This window comes from Streptomyces sp. NPDC015144 (assembly GCF_043079735.1).
Lineage (GTDB): Bacteria > Actinomycetota > Actinomycetes > Streptomycetales > Streptomycetaceae > Streptomyces.
In genome coordinates, this window is sequence record NZ_JBIBUU010000004.1 from 19,268 (window position 1) to 34,427 (window position 15,160).

At 73.3% G+C, this 15,160-nt stretch carries 13 protein-coding genes; 6 read left to right on the top strand and 7 right to left on the bottom strand.

The window, feature by feature from the left end; all coding sequences use genetic code 11:
- Nucleotides 1-87 precede the first annotated feature (87 nt).
- Nucleotides 88-1,269, top strand: coding sequence for a methyltransferase domain-containing protein (locus ACF08W_RS08985; RefSeq protein ID WP_392278883.1), 1,182 nt, complete (start codon nt 88-90; stop codon nt 1,267-1,269).
- On the opposite strand, the gene ACF08W_RS08990 is transcribed toward ACF08W_RS08985, so the two are convergent.
- Together ACF08W_RS08990 and ACF08W_RS08995 are read right to left on the bottom strand one after the other, a co-directional pair.
- On the bottom strand, nt 1,262-2,497 hold the full coding sequence (locus ACF08W_RS08990) for an MFS transporter (RefSeq protein ID WP_392278884.1): 1,236 nt from the start codon (nt 2,495-2,497) through the stop codon (nt 1,262-1,264). The genes ACF08W_RS08985 and ACF08W_RS08990 overlap by 8 nt on opposite strands.
- An 83-nt stretch (nt 2,498-2,580) precedes the next feature.
- Complete coding sequence (locus ACF08W_RS08995) at nt 2,581-3,192, bottom strand: ArsR/SmtB family transcription factor (protein ID WP_392278885.1); 612 nt, start codon at nt 3,190-3,192, stop codon at nt 2,581-2,583.
- A 165-nt stretch (nt 3,193-3,357) separates the two neighbouring features.
- On the opposite strand from ACF08W_RS08995, the gene ACF08W_RS09000 reads away from it, so the two are divergent.
- The 5 genes from ACF08W_RS09000 to ACF08W_RS09020 all read left to right on the top strand — a co-directional run bounded on the left by ACF08W_RS09000 (nt 3,358) and on the right by ACF08W_RS09020 (nt 8,074).
- Complete coding sequence (locus ACF08W_RS09000) at nt 3,358-4,152, top strand: inositol monophosphatase family protein (RefSeq protein WP_392278886.1); 795 nt, start codon at nt 3,358-3,360, stop codon at nt 4,150-4,152.
- A gap of 197 nt (nt 4,153-4,349) precedes the next feature.
- Nucleotides 4,350-4,937: a class I SAM-dependent methyltransferase gene (locus tag ACF08W_RS09005; RefSeq protein WP_392279057.1), complete on the top strand. Its 588-nt coding sequence runs from the start codon at nt 4,350-4,352 to the stop codon at nt 4,935-4,937.
- Between the two features lie 35 nt (nt 4,938-4,972).
- Nucleotides 4,973-5,926 carry an N-acetylmuramoyl-L-alanine amidase gene (locus tag ACF08W_RS09010; protein WP_392278887.1) on the top strand — a complete coding sequence of 318 codons (954 nt, stop codon included), beginning with the start codon at nt 4,973-4,975 and terminating at the stop codon, nt 5,924-5,926.
- Between the two features lie 211 nt (nt 5,927-6,137).
- Nucleotides 6,138-6,938 carry a hypothetical protein gene (locus ACF08W_RS09015; RefSeq protein WP_392278888.1) on the top strand — a complete coding sequence of 267 codons (801 nt, stop codon included), beginning with the start codon at nt 6,138-6,140 and terminating at the stop codon, nt 6,936-6,938.
- Nucleotides 6,939-7,063: 125 nt separating this feature from the next.
- Nucleotides 7,064-8,074, top strand: a complete 1,011-nt coding sequence (locus ACF08W_RS09020) for an LLM class F420-dependent oxidoreductase (protein ID WP_385204673.1) — start codon at nt 7,064-7,066, stop codon at nt 8,072-8,074.
- Nucleotides 8,075-8,095: 21 nt separating this feature from the next.
- Here ACF08W_RS09020 and ACF08W_RS09025 read toward each other — a convergent pair whose 3' ends face one another.
- The 5 genes from ACF08W_RS09025 to ACF08W_RS09045 form a co-directional block, all read right to left on the bottom strand.
- A complete protein-coding gene (locus tag ACF08W_RS09025) occupies nt 8,096-8,881 on the bottom strand; it encodes a maleylpyruvate isomerase family mycothiol-dependent enzyme (protein WP_392278889.1) in 786 nt (261 codons plus the stop codon).
- Between the two features lie 40 nt (nt 8,882-8,921).
- Nucleotides 8,922-9,494, bottom strand: a complete 573-nt coding sequence (locus ACF08W_RS09030) for a hypothetical protein (protein ID WP_352279361.1) — start codon at nt 9,492-9,494, stop codon at nt 8,922-8,924.
- 143 nt (nt 9,495-9,637) lie between these two features.
- Nucleotides 9,638-12,622 (bottom strand): BTAD domain-containing putative transcriptional regulator, encoded by a 2,985-nt coding sequence (locus tag ACF08W_RS09035; RefSeq protein WP_392278890.1) that lies wholly within the window; start codon nt 12,620-12,622, stop codon nt 9,638-9,640.
- A gap of 663 nt (nt 12,623-13,285) precedes the next feature.
- Nucleotides 13,286-14,359, bottom strand: a complete 1,074-nt coding sequence (locus ACF08W_RS09040) for a prenyltransferase (protein ID WP_352279364.1) — start codon at nt 14,357-14,359, stop codon at nt 13,286-13,288.
- Nucleotides 14,356-15,111, bottom strand: a complete 756-nt coding sequence (locus tag ACF08W_RS09045) for a class I SAM-dependent methyltransferase (protein ID WP_392278891.1) — start codon at nt 15,109-15,111, stop codon at nt 14,356-14,358. Before ACF08W_RS09045 ends, ACF08W_RS09040 begins: the two co-directional genes overlap by 4 nt.
- Nucleotides 15,112-15,160: the final 49 nt, after the last annotated feature.

Genomic DNA, 15,160 nt, shown 5'->3' on the forward strand with positions numbered 1-15,160 from the left:
GGCGCGCCGCGGTGGCCGTTCCCCTCCTCCCCGTACCCACCCGACCACCCGCTGGGAGCCCGTGTGAGCACTCCGATGAGCACTCCGATGAGCACTCCGACGAACATCGACCGAGCCCGGCCGCACATGGCCGCCCTCGCCGACGCGCTGGCCCGCGACGGCGCCATCCGGACGCCCGCGTGGTCGCAGGCGTTCCGCAGTGTGCCCCGCCATTTCTTCGTGCCGCGCTGGTACGTCCAGGAGCGGAACGAACGGGGCATCAGCGTGTGGCGGGAGGGCCGCGACGCGGCCACCGACGACGGCCTGGCCGCCGCCTACCGCGACGAGACGCTGGTGACCGCGCTCGACCCGGACACCGCCGAGCGGGTCGACGCCACCGCGTGGACCGGCGTCCCGACCTCGTCGAGCACCCTGCCCCGGCTCATGGCCGGAATGCTCGAAGACCTCGGCGTCGGGGACGGCCAGCGGGTCCTGGAGATCGGCACCGGCACCGGCTACAACGCGGCCCTGCTCTGCCACCGGCTCGGGGACCGCCTGGTGACCTCCGTCGACATCGATCCGGCGGTCGTCGACACGGCGCGGGACCGGCTGGCGGTCGCGGGCTTCGCGCCACGGCTCGTCCCGGGCGACGGCGTCCGGGGCAACCTCACCGGCGACCGGTTCGACCGGATCATCGCGACCTGCTCCGTCCCGGCCGTACCCGCCGCCTGGATCGGGCAGAGCAGGCCCGGCACCCTCCTGGTCACCGACATCGACCTCGGCGTCGAGGGCGGGCTCGTCCGCCTGGAGGTCGACGAACAGGGGCGCGCGCTGGGCCACTTCACGACGACCGGCGGCCGCTTCATGCCCGCCCGCACCGACGCCCGTACCTACGCGGCGCCGCGCCGGCCGAGGCCCGCCGCAGAGACGGGCGCCCGGCGGTCGCGGGTCACCGCCGCGGACCTGCGCGCGCACTACGCCTTCCGGCTGGTCCTCGCGTTCCACCTGCCGGGGGCGGAGATCGTCCACCACCTGGACGACGCCGGGGTCATGGCGCTCCAGGTGCAGGGCCCGGACGGTTCGTGGGCGCGTACACCGCTCGCGGGCGAGGACACCGGCACCGTCACGCAGGGGGGCGACCCCGGCCTCTGGTCCCGGGTCGAGGACGCGTGGCGCTGGTGGAACGGGGCGGGCCGCCCGGCCCACGACAGGTTCGGCTACGCACGCGAGGCGGACGGCACCGCGCGCGTCTGGCACATCCCGGACGGGACCCGGTGGAACGTCACATGACGGGCTCCCCCGTTTCCGTACCGGCCGCAGCGTGTCTCGTACGGTCCATCTCCCGCCACTCCCGGCGCAGTCCGGCCAGGTTGGTGGTGAGGAAGTACAGGATTCCGCAGGTCAGCAGGGTCGGTACGAGTCCGGCGGCGGCGACTGCCGCACCGGCGAGCAGACCACCGAGCGGCGTTCCGGCCCAGGCGAGCGAGTCGCCGAGGGCGTTGACCCGGCCCAGCATGCGGCGCGGGACCCGTTCGAAGAGGACGGCGCCCAGGACGGGGTTGATGAACCCGGCGCCGAACCCGCTCACGACGAAGACGCCCAGCACCGCCCCCAGCGGGACATCGGCGGCGAGGATCAGGAACCTCGGCGCCCCGGCCAGCAGGAACCCGACCAGCACCACCGTCCGGCGGTGCAGCCGGTGCGCGAACGTCGCGGCGATCAGGCTCCCGGCCACCGCCGCGGCCCCCATGACACTGCTCATGAGGCCCATCGCGGCCGGCCCGTTGCCGGACTCCCTGGCCCAGACGGGGAGGAGCACCGAACCGATCGCCGCGTCGAGCAGGTTGGTGATGGCCACCATGACGATGACGGTGAGCAGCAGCGGCTCGCCCCTGAGGAAGGTGAAGCCCTCGCCGAACCGCTTCCAGTAGCCCGGCTCCGCCGCGCCGTCCGGTCCCGGCGCGGCCTCCTTCGCCGCGCGCCCCATGCCGTGCGGCAGCACCAGCCCGACGACCACCGATCCGCTGACGAGGCAGACCGCGTTGACGACCAGTCCGGTCAGCGGGCCCACCAGCGCGACCAGGGCGCCACCGGCCGCCGGGCCGATGGTGGAGGCCAGCCGCTCGACCACACCGGCCACGCCGGTGGCCCGCTCCAGCGGAACCGCGCCCCGGTCGGCGGCCTCCGGCACCATGACCTCCTTGGCCAGATCGCCGGGACCGCGCGCCGCGCCGATCACCGCGACCAGCGCCAGCAGCAGCGGGAAGGTCAGCAGGTGCAGGACGTGGAGCAGGGGGATCAGGGCGGCGGCGGTCGCGCTCGTCAGGTCGGTGCTCCAGGAGACGACCCGGGGGCCGGCCCGGTCCACCACCGGTCCGGTGAACGCCTTGACCAGGACGTAGGGCGCCATCTCGCAGAAGACGACCAGGCCGGTCCGGGTGGCGCTGCCCGTCGTGACGAGCACGAACCAGGGCAGGGCCACGAGAGAGATCCGGGTGCCGGTCAGGGACAGGGCCATGGCTGCCAGCACCCCGGACAGGGGCCTTAAGGACCGCGCTTCGGGTATCCGAGTGGCTGCGGCCTCCGCCGTCCCGTCCGCCGTCACGACTCCTCCGGATCGGGCAGGAGGTGGGTGATGACCTCGACCCGCCCGGCGCCCTCGGGAGCGGTCGCCGCCGCTTCCGGGCTGTCCCGGCGGTAGCGGCCGACCACGTCCCACAACTCCTGGCGCAGTGCGACGGCTTCCTCCGGGGTGAGCAGCAGGCCCACGTCGCTCATGTCGAACGTGCCCTGCCAGGCGGGGGCCATCGTCTGGAGTTCGCCCAGGGTCCGCTGGATCTGAAGGGTGTGCAAGGCGGCGACCGACTGGAGGTAGGCCAGGACGGCCTCGGGCTCCTCGACGGCGAGCTGCCGGCCCCGCAACTCCGTCGTCCGGTGGACCGAGCGCCACCAGCGCTCCCGCGCGTTGCCGCGCCCGGTGTCCTCCTCGACGAATCCGGCCGCGCCGAGCTGGCGCAGGTGGTAGCTGGCCGTGCCGGAGTTCACCCCCAGCCGCTCCGCGAGCCGGGTGGCCGTCGACGGGCCGTGCTTCCGCAACAGGCCCACCAGCCGGACCCGCACCGGGTGCGCCAGGGCGCGCAGCCCCTTGGCGTCCAGGACAACCGATTCCGCTTCCACCGCGGGCCCGTCCGGGCCCTCCCGCTCATCCGTCATGCCGCACACACTAGACCGCAAAGAACTCTTCGCAAAGAGTTCTCCGCAAAGATTTGTTCGCGAAGAGATCTTTGTGGTTCGGCTGGGGCGCGGGGCACCCGGTACGGGCGGCTGGTGTACGGCCGGGCCGGGACCGTCTGCGAAACAGCCCTTAACCTGCACCACATGATTGATCCATACGCGGGTTCGGACGACGTCTCGGTCGCGACGGCCGGGGCGCGAGCGGGTGCGGACGTGGTCCGGGAGCTGTACGGCCAACGGCTCGACCGCATCGACAAGGACGCCGGGGACTTCGCCACCGCCGCCGACGTGGCGGCCGAGAAGGCGATCGTCGACGTCATCCGCGCCGCCCGGCCCGATGACGCGGTGCTGGGCGAGGAGGGCGGGCGGCAGGGGGCCGACGGGGCCGTGCGCCAGTGGCTGGTGGACCCCCTGTGCGGCACGCTGAACTACGCGGTCGGCTCCCTGCTGGTGGCCGTCAACGTGGCGCTGCGCGACGGGGCGGCGGCGGTGGCCGACCCGTTCACCGGCGAGGTCTTCGCCACCGACGGGAAGACCGCCCGGGTACAACGCGACGGGGCCGACGACGCGCCGCTGACACCCACGTCCGCCAGTCGACTGGTCGACGTCAACCTCGACCCGCCGTTCCCGAGCGCGCCGGAGTACCGGGCCGTGGAGCTGCTGGCCCACCCCGGGTTCGTCGCACGGTTCCGGCCGCGCGTCGTGTCCACGACCCTGGCGCTGGCCTGGGTGGCCGCCGGGAAGCGCGCCGCGTACGTCACCGACGGCGGCGACCTCTCCGGGAGCGTCCACTTCGCGGCCGGGATCGCCCTGTGCCGGGCCGCCGGCTGCGTCATCACCGGCATCGACGGCGCCCCGCTGGGCCAGTCGGGTCGCGGGCTCCTGGCCGCCGCCGACGAGGAGACCCACGGGCTGCTGCTGTCGATGCTGCGCCGCTGAGGCCGGGGGTCCGGTGTTCCCTCACCCCGCCGCACCCCCGGTGCGGGAAGTGCGGCACGATGGGGCGCCGCCCCCGGGCGCGTAGTCGTACCCGTCGCCACCAGGAGGAACCCGTGTCCGCCGCGTCAGTTGCCGAGCCGTCTTCCGTCGAGCCGTCCCCGGAGGTTCTCGCCGCCTTCCGGGCCGCCAAGGGCTTCATGCCGGAGGGCGAGGGGCTCGCGCTGTACGCGGCCGCCGTGGCGGGGGCCGCGCTGGGGCTGCCGGTGCTGGAGGTCGGTACGTACTGCGGGCGCTCCACGATCCTGCTCGCCGACGCCGCGCGGGCGGCCGGGGTGACGGCCCTCACCGTCGACCACCACCGCGGCAGCGAGGAGCAGCAGCCCGGCTGGGAGTACCACGACCCGACCGTGGTGGACCCGGAGGTCGGGCGGATGGACACGCTGCCCACCTTCCGCCGGACCCTGCACGCGGCCGGTCTGGAGGAGCACGTGGTGGCGCTGGTCGGACGGTCGCCGCAGGTCGCGGCCGTCTGGGGTGGGAAGCTCGGCTTCGTCTTCATCGACGGCGGCCACACCGACGAGCACGCCACCGGCGACTACGAGGGCTGGGCGCCGCATGTCGTCGAGGGCGGGCTGCTGGTGATCCACGACGTGTTCCCGGACCCGGAGGACGGCGGGCAGGCCCCGTACCGGATCCACCAACGGGCCCTGGCCTCCGGCGCGTTCACCGAGGTGTCGGTGACGGAGTCGCTGCGGGTGCTGCGGCGGACCGGCCCCGGCATCTGAGGCGGGGCGCCCGCACGCCCCGATAGCATCGCGTGATGCCGTACGACGAGAGTGTTTCCCCCACCCGCCGCCGCCGTACCCCGACAGCCGTCGTGCTGGCCGCCGTGTGCGCGCTGGGCGCCGCGGGGTGCGGCGCGGGCGAGGTCGGCGGTGCCGCAGGCGGCGCGGCCGCCGGGCCGGATCCGAGCGGTTCGGCGTCCGCCTCGTCCCCGTCCGCGTCCGGGGCGGCCGAGCCCTCCGGGCGGACCTCGCCGTCGAAGGCACCGTCCCGCACCACCCCGCCCGCCGCCGAGCCGCCCGCGGGCACCGGCTCCGGACCGCTGTCCGGCCGGACCGTCGTCATCGACCCCGGGCACAACCCCGACAACCACCTGCACACCCGCGAGATCAACCGCCAGGTGGACATCGGCACCACCCGCAAGGAGTGCGACACCACCGGGACGTCGACCAACTCCGGTTACGCGGAGGCCCGGTTCACCCTGGACGTCGCGCACCGGCTGCGCACCCTGCTCCGGGCGCAGGGCGCCAAGGTCGTGCTGACGTACGACGACGACCGGGCGTTCGGGCCGTGCGTGGACGAGCGGGCCCGGATCGGCAACGAGGCGCGGGCCGACGCGGTGGTGTCGGTGCACGCGGACGGTTCGGCGGTCGGCAACCGGGGCTTCCATGTGATCGTCCCCGGGCTGGTACGGGGCGGGGCGGCGGACACCTCGAAGATCGTCGCGCCCTCGCGCGACCTCGGAACCAGAATCGCCGGTCTCTTCGTACGCGCCACCGGAAGCGCCCCTTCCAATTACATCGGCGGCAATACCGGACTGGACACCCGAAAGGATCTGGGCGGACTGAATTTGTCGACCGTGCCCAAAGTGTTCATCGAATGCGGCAATATGCGAGACCCGAAGGACGCCGCCCTGCTCACCAGCGCGGGCTGGCGCCAGAAGGCCGCACAAGGCATCGCGGACGGCATCAGCAGCTATCTCGACCGTTGAGCCGGTTGGGCCCTGACTTCGCAAGAGGTGGTTCTGCGGCGAAATCGGGGGGATGTGCGTCCGTCTTCCGGGCAAGGGCACAACCCGCCCCGGCAGACGATAGATTCATCCGTACGATGGGGGCCGCCCCAAGCTTCGTACCGAACCCGCCGTATCCGTACCGGTGGCAGCGACGACCGCCCCGACGAGACGACCGACTAAGGACCTTCACGTGAATATCCGCTCCCTCACACGAGGCGACGGCGTGGTGATCGGAGCAGCGGCCGTGCTGTTCATCGCCTCTTTCCTCAGCCTCAGCGGCTGCTCCCTGAGCAACTGCGGCTACCGCAGCAACGCCTGGGACAGCCTCGGCCTCCTGATGAGCGTCTACCTCGCCGGGGTCATCGCGGCGGCGCTGATCATCGTGAGCCGCGCCACTCCGGGCCGCAAGGTCGCGGGCTTCGACCTCGGCCAGTTCGGCGCCGCGCTCAGCATCTTCTCGGCGTGGACGGCGCTGTGGACCCTGCTCGACGCCGGCAACGCGGGCGCCGGTCTCATCCTCGGCGTGCTCGGGGCGCTGGCCCTCGCGGGCGGCGCGGTCGCCACTCCGCTGGTCCCCGCGCTCAAGGCCCCGCTGATGAGCGCCCCCACCCCGAACGCCGCGCAGCCGCCGTTCGGCGGGCAGCCGGGCCAGCCCGGTCCGGGGTACGGCTACCCGGGCGGCCAGCAGCCGTCCTACGGCGGCCAGCCGGGCCAGCCGCAGCAGCCGTCGTACGGTGGCCAGCCGCAGGCCGGTCAGCCGGACCCGCAGGCCGCCCAGCAGGCGCCGGCCGGTGACTTCACCCCGTTCTGGTTCGCGGTCCCGGTGGCCCGCCCGCTGTACGGCGAGGACGGTTCGCCGACGCCGATCGCGGAGCTGGCACCGGGCACCTGGTACCTCGCGGTGGAGCAGCGCGGTCCGGGCCTGGTCGCCCAGACCCAGGACGGGCGTCGCGGCGTCCTCCAGGACACCACGGGCATCCAGCGCGGCTGAGCCGACGCCGCCCGGCGCACCACTTCAGCGGCCCCTCGCCCCTTCCGGGCGGGGGGCCGCTGCCGTACCCTCCGTACCGCGTCATCGATCTGACATACCGTCAGAGATACGGGGAGGCGGCGGAGATGAGGCTGGGACTGGCGCTCGGATACTGGGGCCGCGGCCCGAACCCGGCCCACTTGGAGCTGGCCCGGGAGGCCGAGGCGCTGGGGTACGCGTCGGTGTGGACGGCGGAGGCATGGGGTTCGGACGCCTTCACCCCGCTGACCTGGATCGCCGCGCACACCTCCCGTATCCGGCTGGGCACCGCCCTCGCGCAGATGGCGGCGCGCACCCCGACCGCGACCGCCATGCACGCCCTCACCCTGGACCACCTCTCCGGAGGCCGGATGATGCTCGGCCTCGGGCTGTCCGGGCCGCAGGTGGTGGAGGGCTGGTACGGCCGGCCGTTCCCGAAGAGTCCGCTGACCGCGACCCGGGAGTACGTCGACGTCGTCCGGCAGGTGCTGCGGCGGGAGGCCCCCGTCACGCTGGACGGCCGCTTCCACTCCCACCCGTACGCGGGTCCGGACGCCACCGGGCTGGGCAAGCCGCTGAAGCCGATCACCCATCCGCTGCGGCCGGGGCTGCCGGTGCTGCTGGGGGCCGAGGGGCCGAAGAACATCGCGCAGACGGTCCGGATCGCCGACGGGTGGCTGCCGCTGTATTGGTCGCCGACGCGCACCGACGTGTACGCGGCCTCGCTCGACGGGCTGCCCGAGGGGTTCATGATCGCGCCGATGGCCCGCGCCCTGGTCTGCGACGACGTCGCCGAGGGGCTGCTGCCGGTGAAGGCGATGCTCGGTTTCTACATCGGCGGCATGGGGCACGCGGCCCGTAATTTCCACGCCGACCTGATGGCGCGGATGGGGTTCGAGGAGGAGGCCCGCCGCATCCAGCAACTCTTCCTCGAAGGACGCAAGGAGGAGGCGGTGCTGGCGGTGCCGGACGCCTTCGCGGACGAGATCTCGCTGGTCGGGCCGCGGGAACGGATCGCGGAGCGGCTGGAGCTGTGGCGGCGGGGCCCGGTGACCGACCTGCTGGTGACGGCACCGGACCCCCACACCCTGCGGGTGCTCGCCGAACTCAACGCGTAGGGCGCGCCTCGGCCGACGCGCTCAGAACTCGGTGTTCTTCAGCCAGAGGTCCAGCACCGTGCGGTCGCCGACCACCTCGACCCCGTCGTGGTCGACGGGCAGACGCCGGTTGAAGGCCAGCATCAGTTCGGTGAGCGGGGCGCGCAGGGCCACGTCCGCCTTGCCGTGGGCGCGGCGCCAGGCGTAGCCGTCCTCACCGAACTCGACGAGCCACTCGGCGCCGGGCGCGTCGGTGGCGTGGAGGTGGAGGGAGTGCCCGGTTCCGGAACCGGGACCGGTCAGGCCCGCGATCCGGTCGATGCCCGCGGTCCGCGCGAAGTCGACGATCTGGAGCCACTCCTCGATCGTGTCGGCGGCCAGCTCCGGGTCCACCTCGAAGCCGGTGCCGGTGGTGAGCGCGGCATCGGCGTGGTGGACGATCGTCTCGTGGGCCATCCGGCGCGCCCAGAAGCCGGTGCTGCCCTCCCAGGCCCAGGACCACACCTTGACCTCCGTCCCGGCGGCCCGCAACAACTCGGTGGTCGCCTCCGCGCCCTCGGCCAGCCAGGCGTCCAGCGCGGCGGCGTCATCGCCCTCCGGGGTGGCGTTCGGCACCTGGTCCGGCGTGATGACCTCGGCGGAGCGGGTGCGTACGATCTCGCCGACCCAGCGGTGGGCCTGGCCCACGTGATGGGCGAGTGCGCGCAGGTCCCAGTCGGGGCAGGTCGGTACGGTCGTGGAGAGGTCGGCGCCGCGGATCGCGGCCCGGAAGGCATCGGTGCGGCTGGTGATCTCGGTGCAGTAGCGGTCGTGCGTGAGTGAACTCATGGTTGCACCCTAAGCATGACGGAGGGTGGAACACCCATGTTTATCCGCCGAGTTGGGACGTGGTCGGCACCTTGTCCTTCACGTCGGCGCCCGCGCTGCTGCCGGCCGACTTGATGTTGTTGATCACGCTCTCGAAGGCGCCGATGTCGCCCTCGCCCGCCTGGCCGTTGCGGAGCTTGCCGCCGAGCCCCTTGAGCGATTCGATGCCCGCGGTCAGCGGGGCGACCGCCTTGGCGAGCAGCGGGTCGCCCTTGGCGTTCTCCGTCGCCGCCTTGAGCCGGTTGTAGGTGAAGCCGCCCGCGAGCCCGGCCTTGACCAGGGCGAAGGTCCGCCCGTCCGCGCCCTTCTTGAACTTGCCCGCCCGGTACGGCTTCACGATCCACTGGTACGTCGCCCCGGCCGCGAGGCCCGCGTTGGTCACGAACCGGGTCTTGGCGAACTTCTGCGCCTGGGCGGACGAGGTGGCGCTCGGCGAGGCGGAACCGGAACCGCTCGCGCTGCCGTCGCCGCTCTTCCCGCAGGCGGCGGCCCCGACGACCAGGGTGCCGGACAGCAGCAGCGGCAGGAGCAGACGGCGGACCGGCGCCGGAGCGGTCTCGGCGGAACTGGGCACGGCGGGCCTCCCTGGCCGGGGCCCGGGACGGCCCCACGACGGGTGACCACTGCGGCCACTCCCGGCCAGCCTCACCCGCCCCGGGGGCCGCTACCAGCCGGGGACGGCCGTCCGGGTCACCCCGTCGGCGCGGGCGACCCGGATCAGGCGCCCCCGTGCGTCCGGCACGGCTGCCTTTCGAGGAGCAACGCGCGCACGGTCTCGGCCTCCGCGGCGTTCAGCCGCTCGTAGATGTCGAGCGCCTCGTTCCACGAAGCGACCGCACGGCCGGTCTGGCCCAGTTCCGACAGCGCGTGGCCGAGCAAGGTCAGCACCGCGCCCCGACGCCACTCCCCGCCGATTCCGTCCAGCGTGACCAGCGCCTCCTCCGCGTGGGCCGCGGCCTCCCCGAAGCGCCGCGCGGCGAGGTCGACCTCGGCCAGCCGGAACAGGCCCATGCCCTCCCACAGCCTCTGGCGGCTGTCCCGGAAGACGTCCAGCGCCTCGTGGAGGCATGCGCGCGCGGCGTCCAGCTCACCGCTCCGGGTGAGGGCCAGGGCGAGCGCGTAGCGGCCGTTGGCGCCGCGCAGGGCGCTGCCCATGGCGTCGTGGATGTCGATGCCCCGCCGTGTCAGCGCGATGGCGCTCGCGGTCCGGCCGGTCGCGAGGTGCACGCGCGAGAGGTTGACCAGGGCGGCGGCCTCGCCGGGGCGGTCGCTCAGCGCGCGGAAGTACTCGGCGGCCCGGGAGAGATGGGCCTCCGCGTCCCCGTGCCGGTTCTGGTGGAGCGCGATGACGCCTCTGCTGTTGAGCGCGTCGCCCGTGGTCCAGGAGTCGCCGGTCGCGCCGCCGAGCCGCACCGCCTCACCCGCTTCGTGGTCCGCCTCCCCGAACCGGCCCACGAGGAGGTGCAGATGGGCGAGCGCCGCCCGCACCCGCCCTTCGGTCCGCTCGTCACCGGCGGCCACGGCGGCGTCCAGCACGGCCGTGGCCACCGACTCGTAGCGCGTGAACTCACTGCCGGACTCGGCGAGGTCCCGCACCGCGAGCAGCAGATCGGCCGCCTTGCGCGACTCGCCCGTCCGGGCGGCCTGCCGGGCCGCGGACAGCAGTCCCCTCGCCTCACCGAACAGCCAGTCCCGCGCCGCGGAGCGGTCGGCGAAGACCAGCCCGTCGCCCTCGGTCGGCGCCAGGTGCTCGATCAGGCGGTCGCCGGGCCGCTCCAGCGCGTACACACCCGCCGCGGTGGCCAGGTAGAAGTCGAGCAGCCGGGACAGGGCCGCCGCCCGTTCACCGGGCGCTTCCTCGTCCCTCTCGGCGCAGCCACATGCGTAGAGGCGGAGCAGGTCGTGGTACCGGTACCGGCCCGGTGCCGCCGACTCCATCATCGACGTGTCGACGAGGGCCTCCAGGAGTTCCTCGGTGTCGTCCTCGGAACGGCCGAGCATGGACGCGGCAGCCGGCAGGGAGATGTCCGGTCCGTCGGCCAGTCCCAGCAGACGGAACGCGCGTGCCTGCGCCGGCTCCAACTGCCCGTAGGCCACCTCGAAGACGGCCTTCACCGCCAGGTCCCCGGCCTGCAGCTCGTCCAGTCGCCGCCGCCCGTCCGCCAGCTTCGCGGCCAGCACCGAAACGGTCCAGGTCCGCCGCACCGCCACCCGCGCCGCCGCGATCCGGATCGCCAGGGGCAGGAATCCGCACGCGGCCACGACGTCGAGCGCCGCCGTGCGCTCGCGGGCGACACGTTCGCTGCCGACGATCCTGGTGAACAGGTGCAGCGCCTCCGCCGGACTCAGCACGTCCACGTCCACCAGATGGGCACCCGCCAGGTCGCCCAGGTTCCCCCTGGACGTGATCAGCGCGGCACATCCCTCCGCGCCCGGCAGCAGTGGCCTCACCTGTGCGGCGTCACGCGCGTTGTCCAGGAGCACCAGCACCCGCCGGCCGTTCAGGACCGAGCGGTACAGCGCCGCCCTGTCCTCCAGCGAGTCGGGGATCGCCGCGTCCGGTGTACCCAGGGCGCGCAGGAAGGAACCCAGGACCGTCCCGGGCTCCGCCCCTCTCGCGTGCGGGCCCTGGAGATCGACGTAGAGCTGGCCGTCGGGGAACTCCCGGCGTGCCCGGTGAGCGACGTGGACCGCCAGCGTCGTCTTGCCGACGCCCGCGATTCCCGACAGCGCCGCGACCGCCATGACCCGGCCGTTGGCCGATGCCAGCACCTCCCCCAGCTCCTCCACGCACGCCGCGTGGCCCGTGAAGTCGGGAACTGTGGCCGGGAGTTGGGCGGGACGGACGGGGACCACCGGCGAGGCGGGCTCCGGGGCGGCAGGCTCCGCCAAGGTCGGGTCCGCCTGCAGGATCCGGTGCTGCAGCTCCGTCAGCTCGGGGCGGGGGTCCACGCCCAGTTCGTCCGCCAGCAGCCGCCGGGTGTCGGCGTACACCGCGAGCGCCTCCGCCTGGCGGCCGCTGCGGTACAACGCCAGCATCAGCAGCTCCCGCAGCCGCTCCCGCAGCGGATGCGCGGCCGTCAGCGACGTGAGTTCCGAGACGACTTCCGCGTGGTGGCCCTGTACGAGCTCCATGTCCAGCCGGAATTCGACCAGTTGGAGGCGCCACTCCTCCAGCCGGCCGCGCTGGGATTCCGCGTACGGGCCCGGCACCCCCGACAGCGACTCGCCGTCCCACAGGGCCAGTGCCTCACGGAGCAGATCACGCGCCCGGCCCGGCTCCCCGTCGGCCCTGGCCCGCTCCGCGAGATCCACGAGGTCCAGCGCCACCGTCAGGTCCAGGGATCCGTCGGGCAGGCCGCGGATCGCGTAGCCGCCCGATTCGCTGACCAGGACACCGGGGTCAAGGATCTTGCGCAGCCGGGAGGCATAGGTCCGTACGGCGGCCAGCCCCTGCGACGGGGGCTCGTCGCCCCACAGCGCGTCGATCAGCTCGGCCGCGGTCGCCGTGCTGCCATCGCGCAGCAGCAGGGCGGCCAACAGGCCACGCTGCTGCGGCGATCCGGTCGGCAGTGCCTCGGTTCCCCGCCACACGCGCACCGGGCCGAGTACGCTGAAACGCAGTGCCGCCACGCCCTCGGGCGCCGCGCTCCCGGACGACGCGACGGGACGCTGCTCCAGCACCTGTCGCGCGACATCCATGGCTGCCCCCCTTTCAGCAGCCTACCAAGTCGTTTAGCAGACGTGTATGGATCGTTTATCGACACCTGCGACCATCGACGCATCGCACTCTGTGACTTGCCCAGTCCGGGGCTGCGCCGAGGCAGGGCCCCCGGGAGTGGCATCCCGGGCCCTGCCCGCCCGGCATGACGGCCGATCGATTCGGGCTGCGAATTCCACCAACTCTAGCTCGGTCACGTGACTTTGAGCTACCGTCGTCCCGTTGCTCCGGACGGCGGACGGGTCGGCCCCTGCCAAGGGCCGCCTATGGCCTGCCTGTTGGTCCGCGCAGCAGATCCGGACTGGGCACCGTCATAGGGAGAACGAGCATTGTCATGCAATCAATCAGTGCACCCATGTTGTGGGCCGGAGTCGTGGTCACTCTGGCCTATTTCGTACTGGTCGGATACCTCATCAGGTCACTGAGGTCCAACAGGCGACTGCCTTCGGCGATCGCGGCCGTGACAGGACTCGTGGGTGCGCTCCCCGTAGTGCTCTACGCCCTGTACGCCGTGCTCAGCACCCCGGCGTAGGCGTGTCCGCGCGAAGGTAGGCGTCGACGCGGGGAAGCGGTGGCACGTGCGCCGCTTCCCCGTACGCCGCCGGGACCGGTGCGGGACGGCCGTCCGGGTCGCCGGAGCCGGCTCAGCGGCAGCAGTCCGGCTCCAGGCCGTGCGGGAGGTGTTCGCCGCCGAAGACCGCCGTGGTCGCCTCGTGGCCGCCGAGCGCGGCCACCGCGAGGAGCAGGGAGCCGGCCGTCCAGGTGGTGAGCTCCTGGGGCCAGAAGGCCCGGTCGCCCTCGAAGACGTATCCCGTCCAGTACAGGCCGCCCTCGGCGCGCAGGTGCTGGATGGACTGGAGGATCTCCAGCGCCCGGTCGGACTCGCCCACCGCCCAGAGCGCCAGGGCGAGTTCGCAGCTCTCGCCGCCGGTCACCCAGGGGTTGGGCACGACGCAGCGCACCCCGAGGCCGGGGACGACGAAGCGGTCCCAGCCGGCGTCGATGCGCTTCCTGGCGGCCTCGCCGGTGACCGCGCCGCCGAGGACCGGGTAGTACCAGTCCATCGAGTAGTGGCTCTTGTCGAGGAAGCGTTCCGGGTGCTCGCGGATCGCGTGGGCCAGCGCCCCGGCGGCCAGCTCCCAGTCGGGCTGGGGCTCCTCGCGGCGCTCGGCCAGGGCGAGGGCGCAGCGCAGCGCGTGGTGGACGGAGGAGCTTCCGGTGAGCAGCGCGTCGTGGACGGGGGTGCCGTCGGGTTCGCGCTTCCAGCCGATCTCGCCGCCGGGCCGCTGGAGGCCGAGGACGAACTCGACGGCGGCGTAGACGGTCGGCCACATCCGGTCGACGAAGGCGTCGTCGCCGGTGGCGAGGTAGTGGTGCCAGACGCCGACGGCCACGTACGCGCAGAAGTTGGTCTCCAGCGAGCGGTCGGTAGGCCGGGCGGGGTCGCCGTCGTGGTAGGCGGCGTACCAGGAGCCGTCCGGGTTCTGGTGCCGGGCCAGCCAGTCGTAGGCGCGGGCGGCGGCCTCGTGCTCGCCGGCCGCGTCCAGGGCCATAGCGGCCTCGGTGTGGTCCCAGGGGTCGAGGTGGTGGCCGCGGAACCAGGGCAGGGCGCCGTCCTCGCACTGTGCGGCGAGAAGCGCGGCGACGGTCTCGGCGGCCTGCTCGGCGGTGAGGACGCCGGGCAGGACGAGGTGCTCGGTCTGCTCGGGTACGGTCACGCCTCGGCCCTGGTGAGGTCCTGGGCGGCGGCCGCGGGGAGGTGGGGCTTGGTCGCGTAGGCGACGAAGCTCTTGCCGACGACGGGGTTGAGCAGCTGCTCGGCGACCCGGGTGGCCATCGGCTTCTTCATGATGTCCCAGACCAGCAGCTTGTGGTACGCCCGCACCGGCAGCGCCTTCTCGTTGTCGACGCCGAAGGCGCACTTCAGCCACCAGTACGGCGAGTGCAGGGCGTGGGCGTGGTGGGTGCCGTACGGCTTGAGTCCGGCGCCGCGCATCTTGCCGAGGAGTTCGTCGGCCTTGTAGATGCGGATGTGGCCGCCCTCGACCTCGTGGTAGGCGTCGGAGAGCGTCCAGCAGACCTTCTCGGGGCCGTAGCGCGGGACCGTGATGGCGATCCGGCCGCCGGGCCGGAGGACCCGGACCATCTCGGCGAGGACGCCCTTGTCGTCGGGGATGTGCTCCATCACCTCGGAGATGATGACGACGTCGAAGGAGGCGTCGGGGAACGGCAGGTTGAGCGCGTCGCCCTCCATCGCGGTGGCGGTGGCACCCTCGGGGGCCTCGCCGGCCTCCTTCATCGCGGCGAACCACTTGGCGACCTCGCGGATCTCCTCGCCGTTGCGGTCCAGGGCCACGACCTGGGCGCCGCGCCGGTAGCACTCGAAGGCGTGGCGTCCGGCGCCGCAGCCCAGGTCGAGCACGCGGTCACCTGCGGCGAGCGGGAAGCGGGTGAAGTCCACGGTCAGCACGGGTGCCTGCTTTCGCGGTCGGGGTGGGCGGGTCGGGTACGGGAGCCTG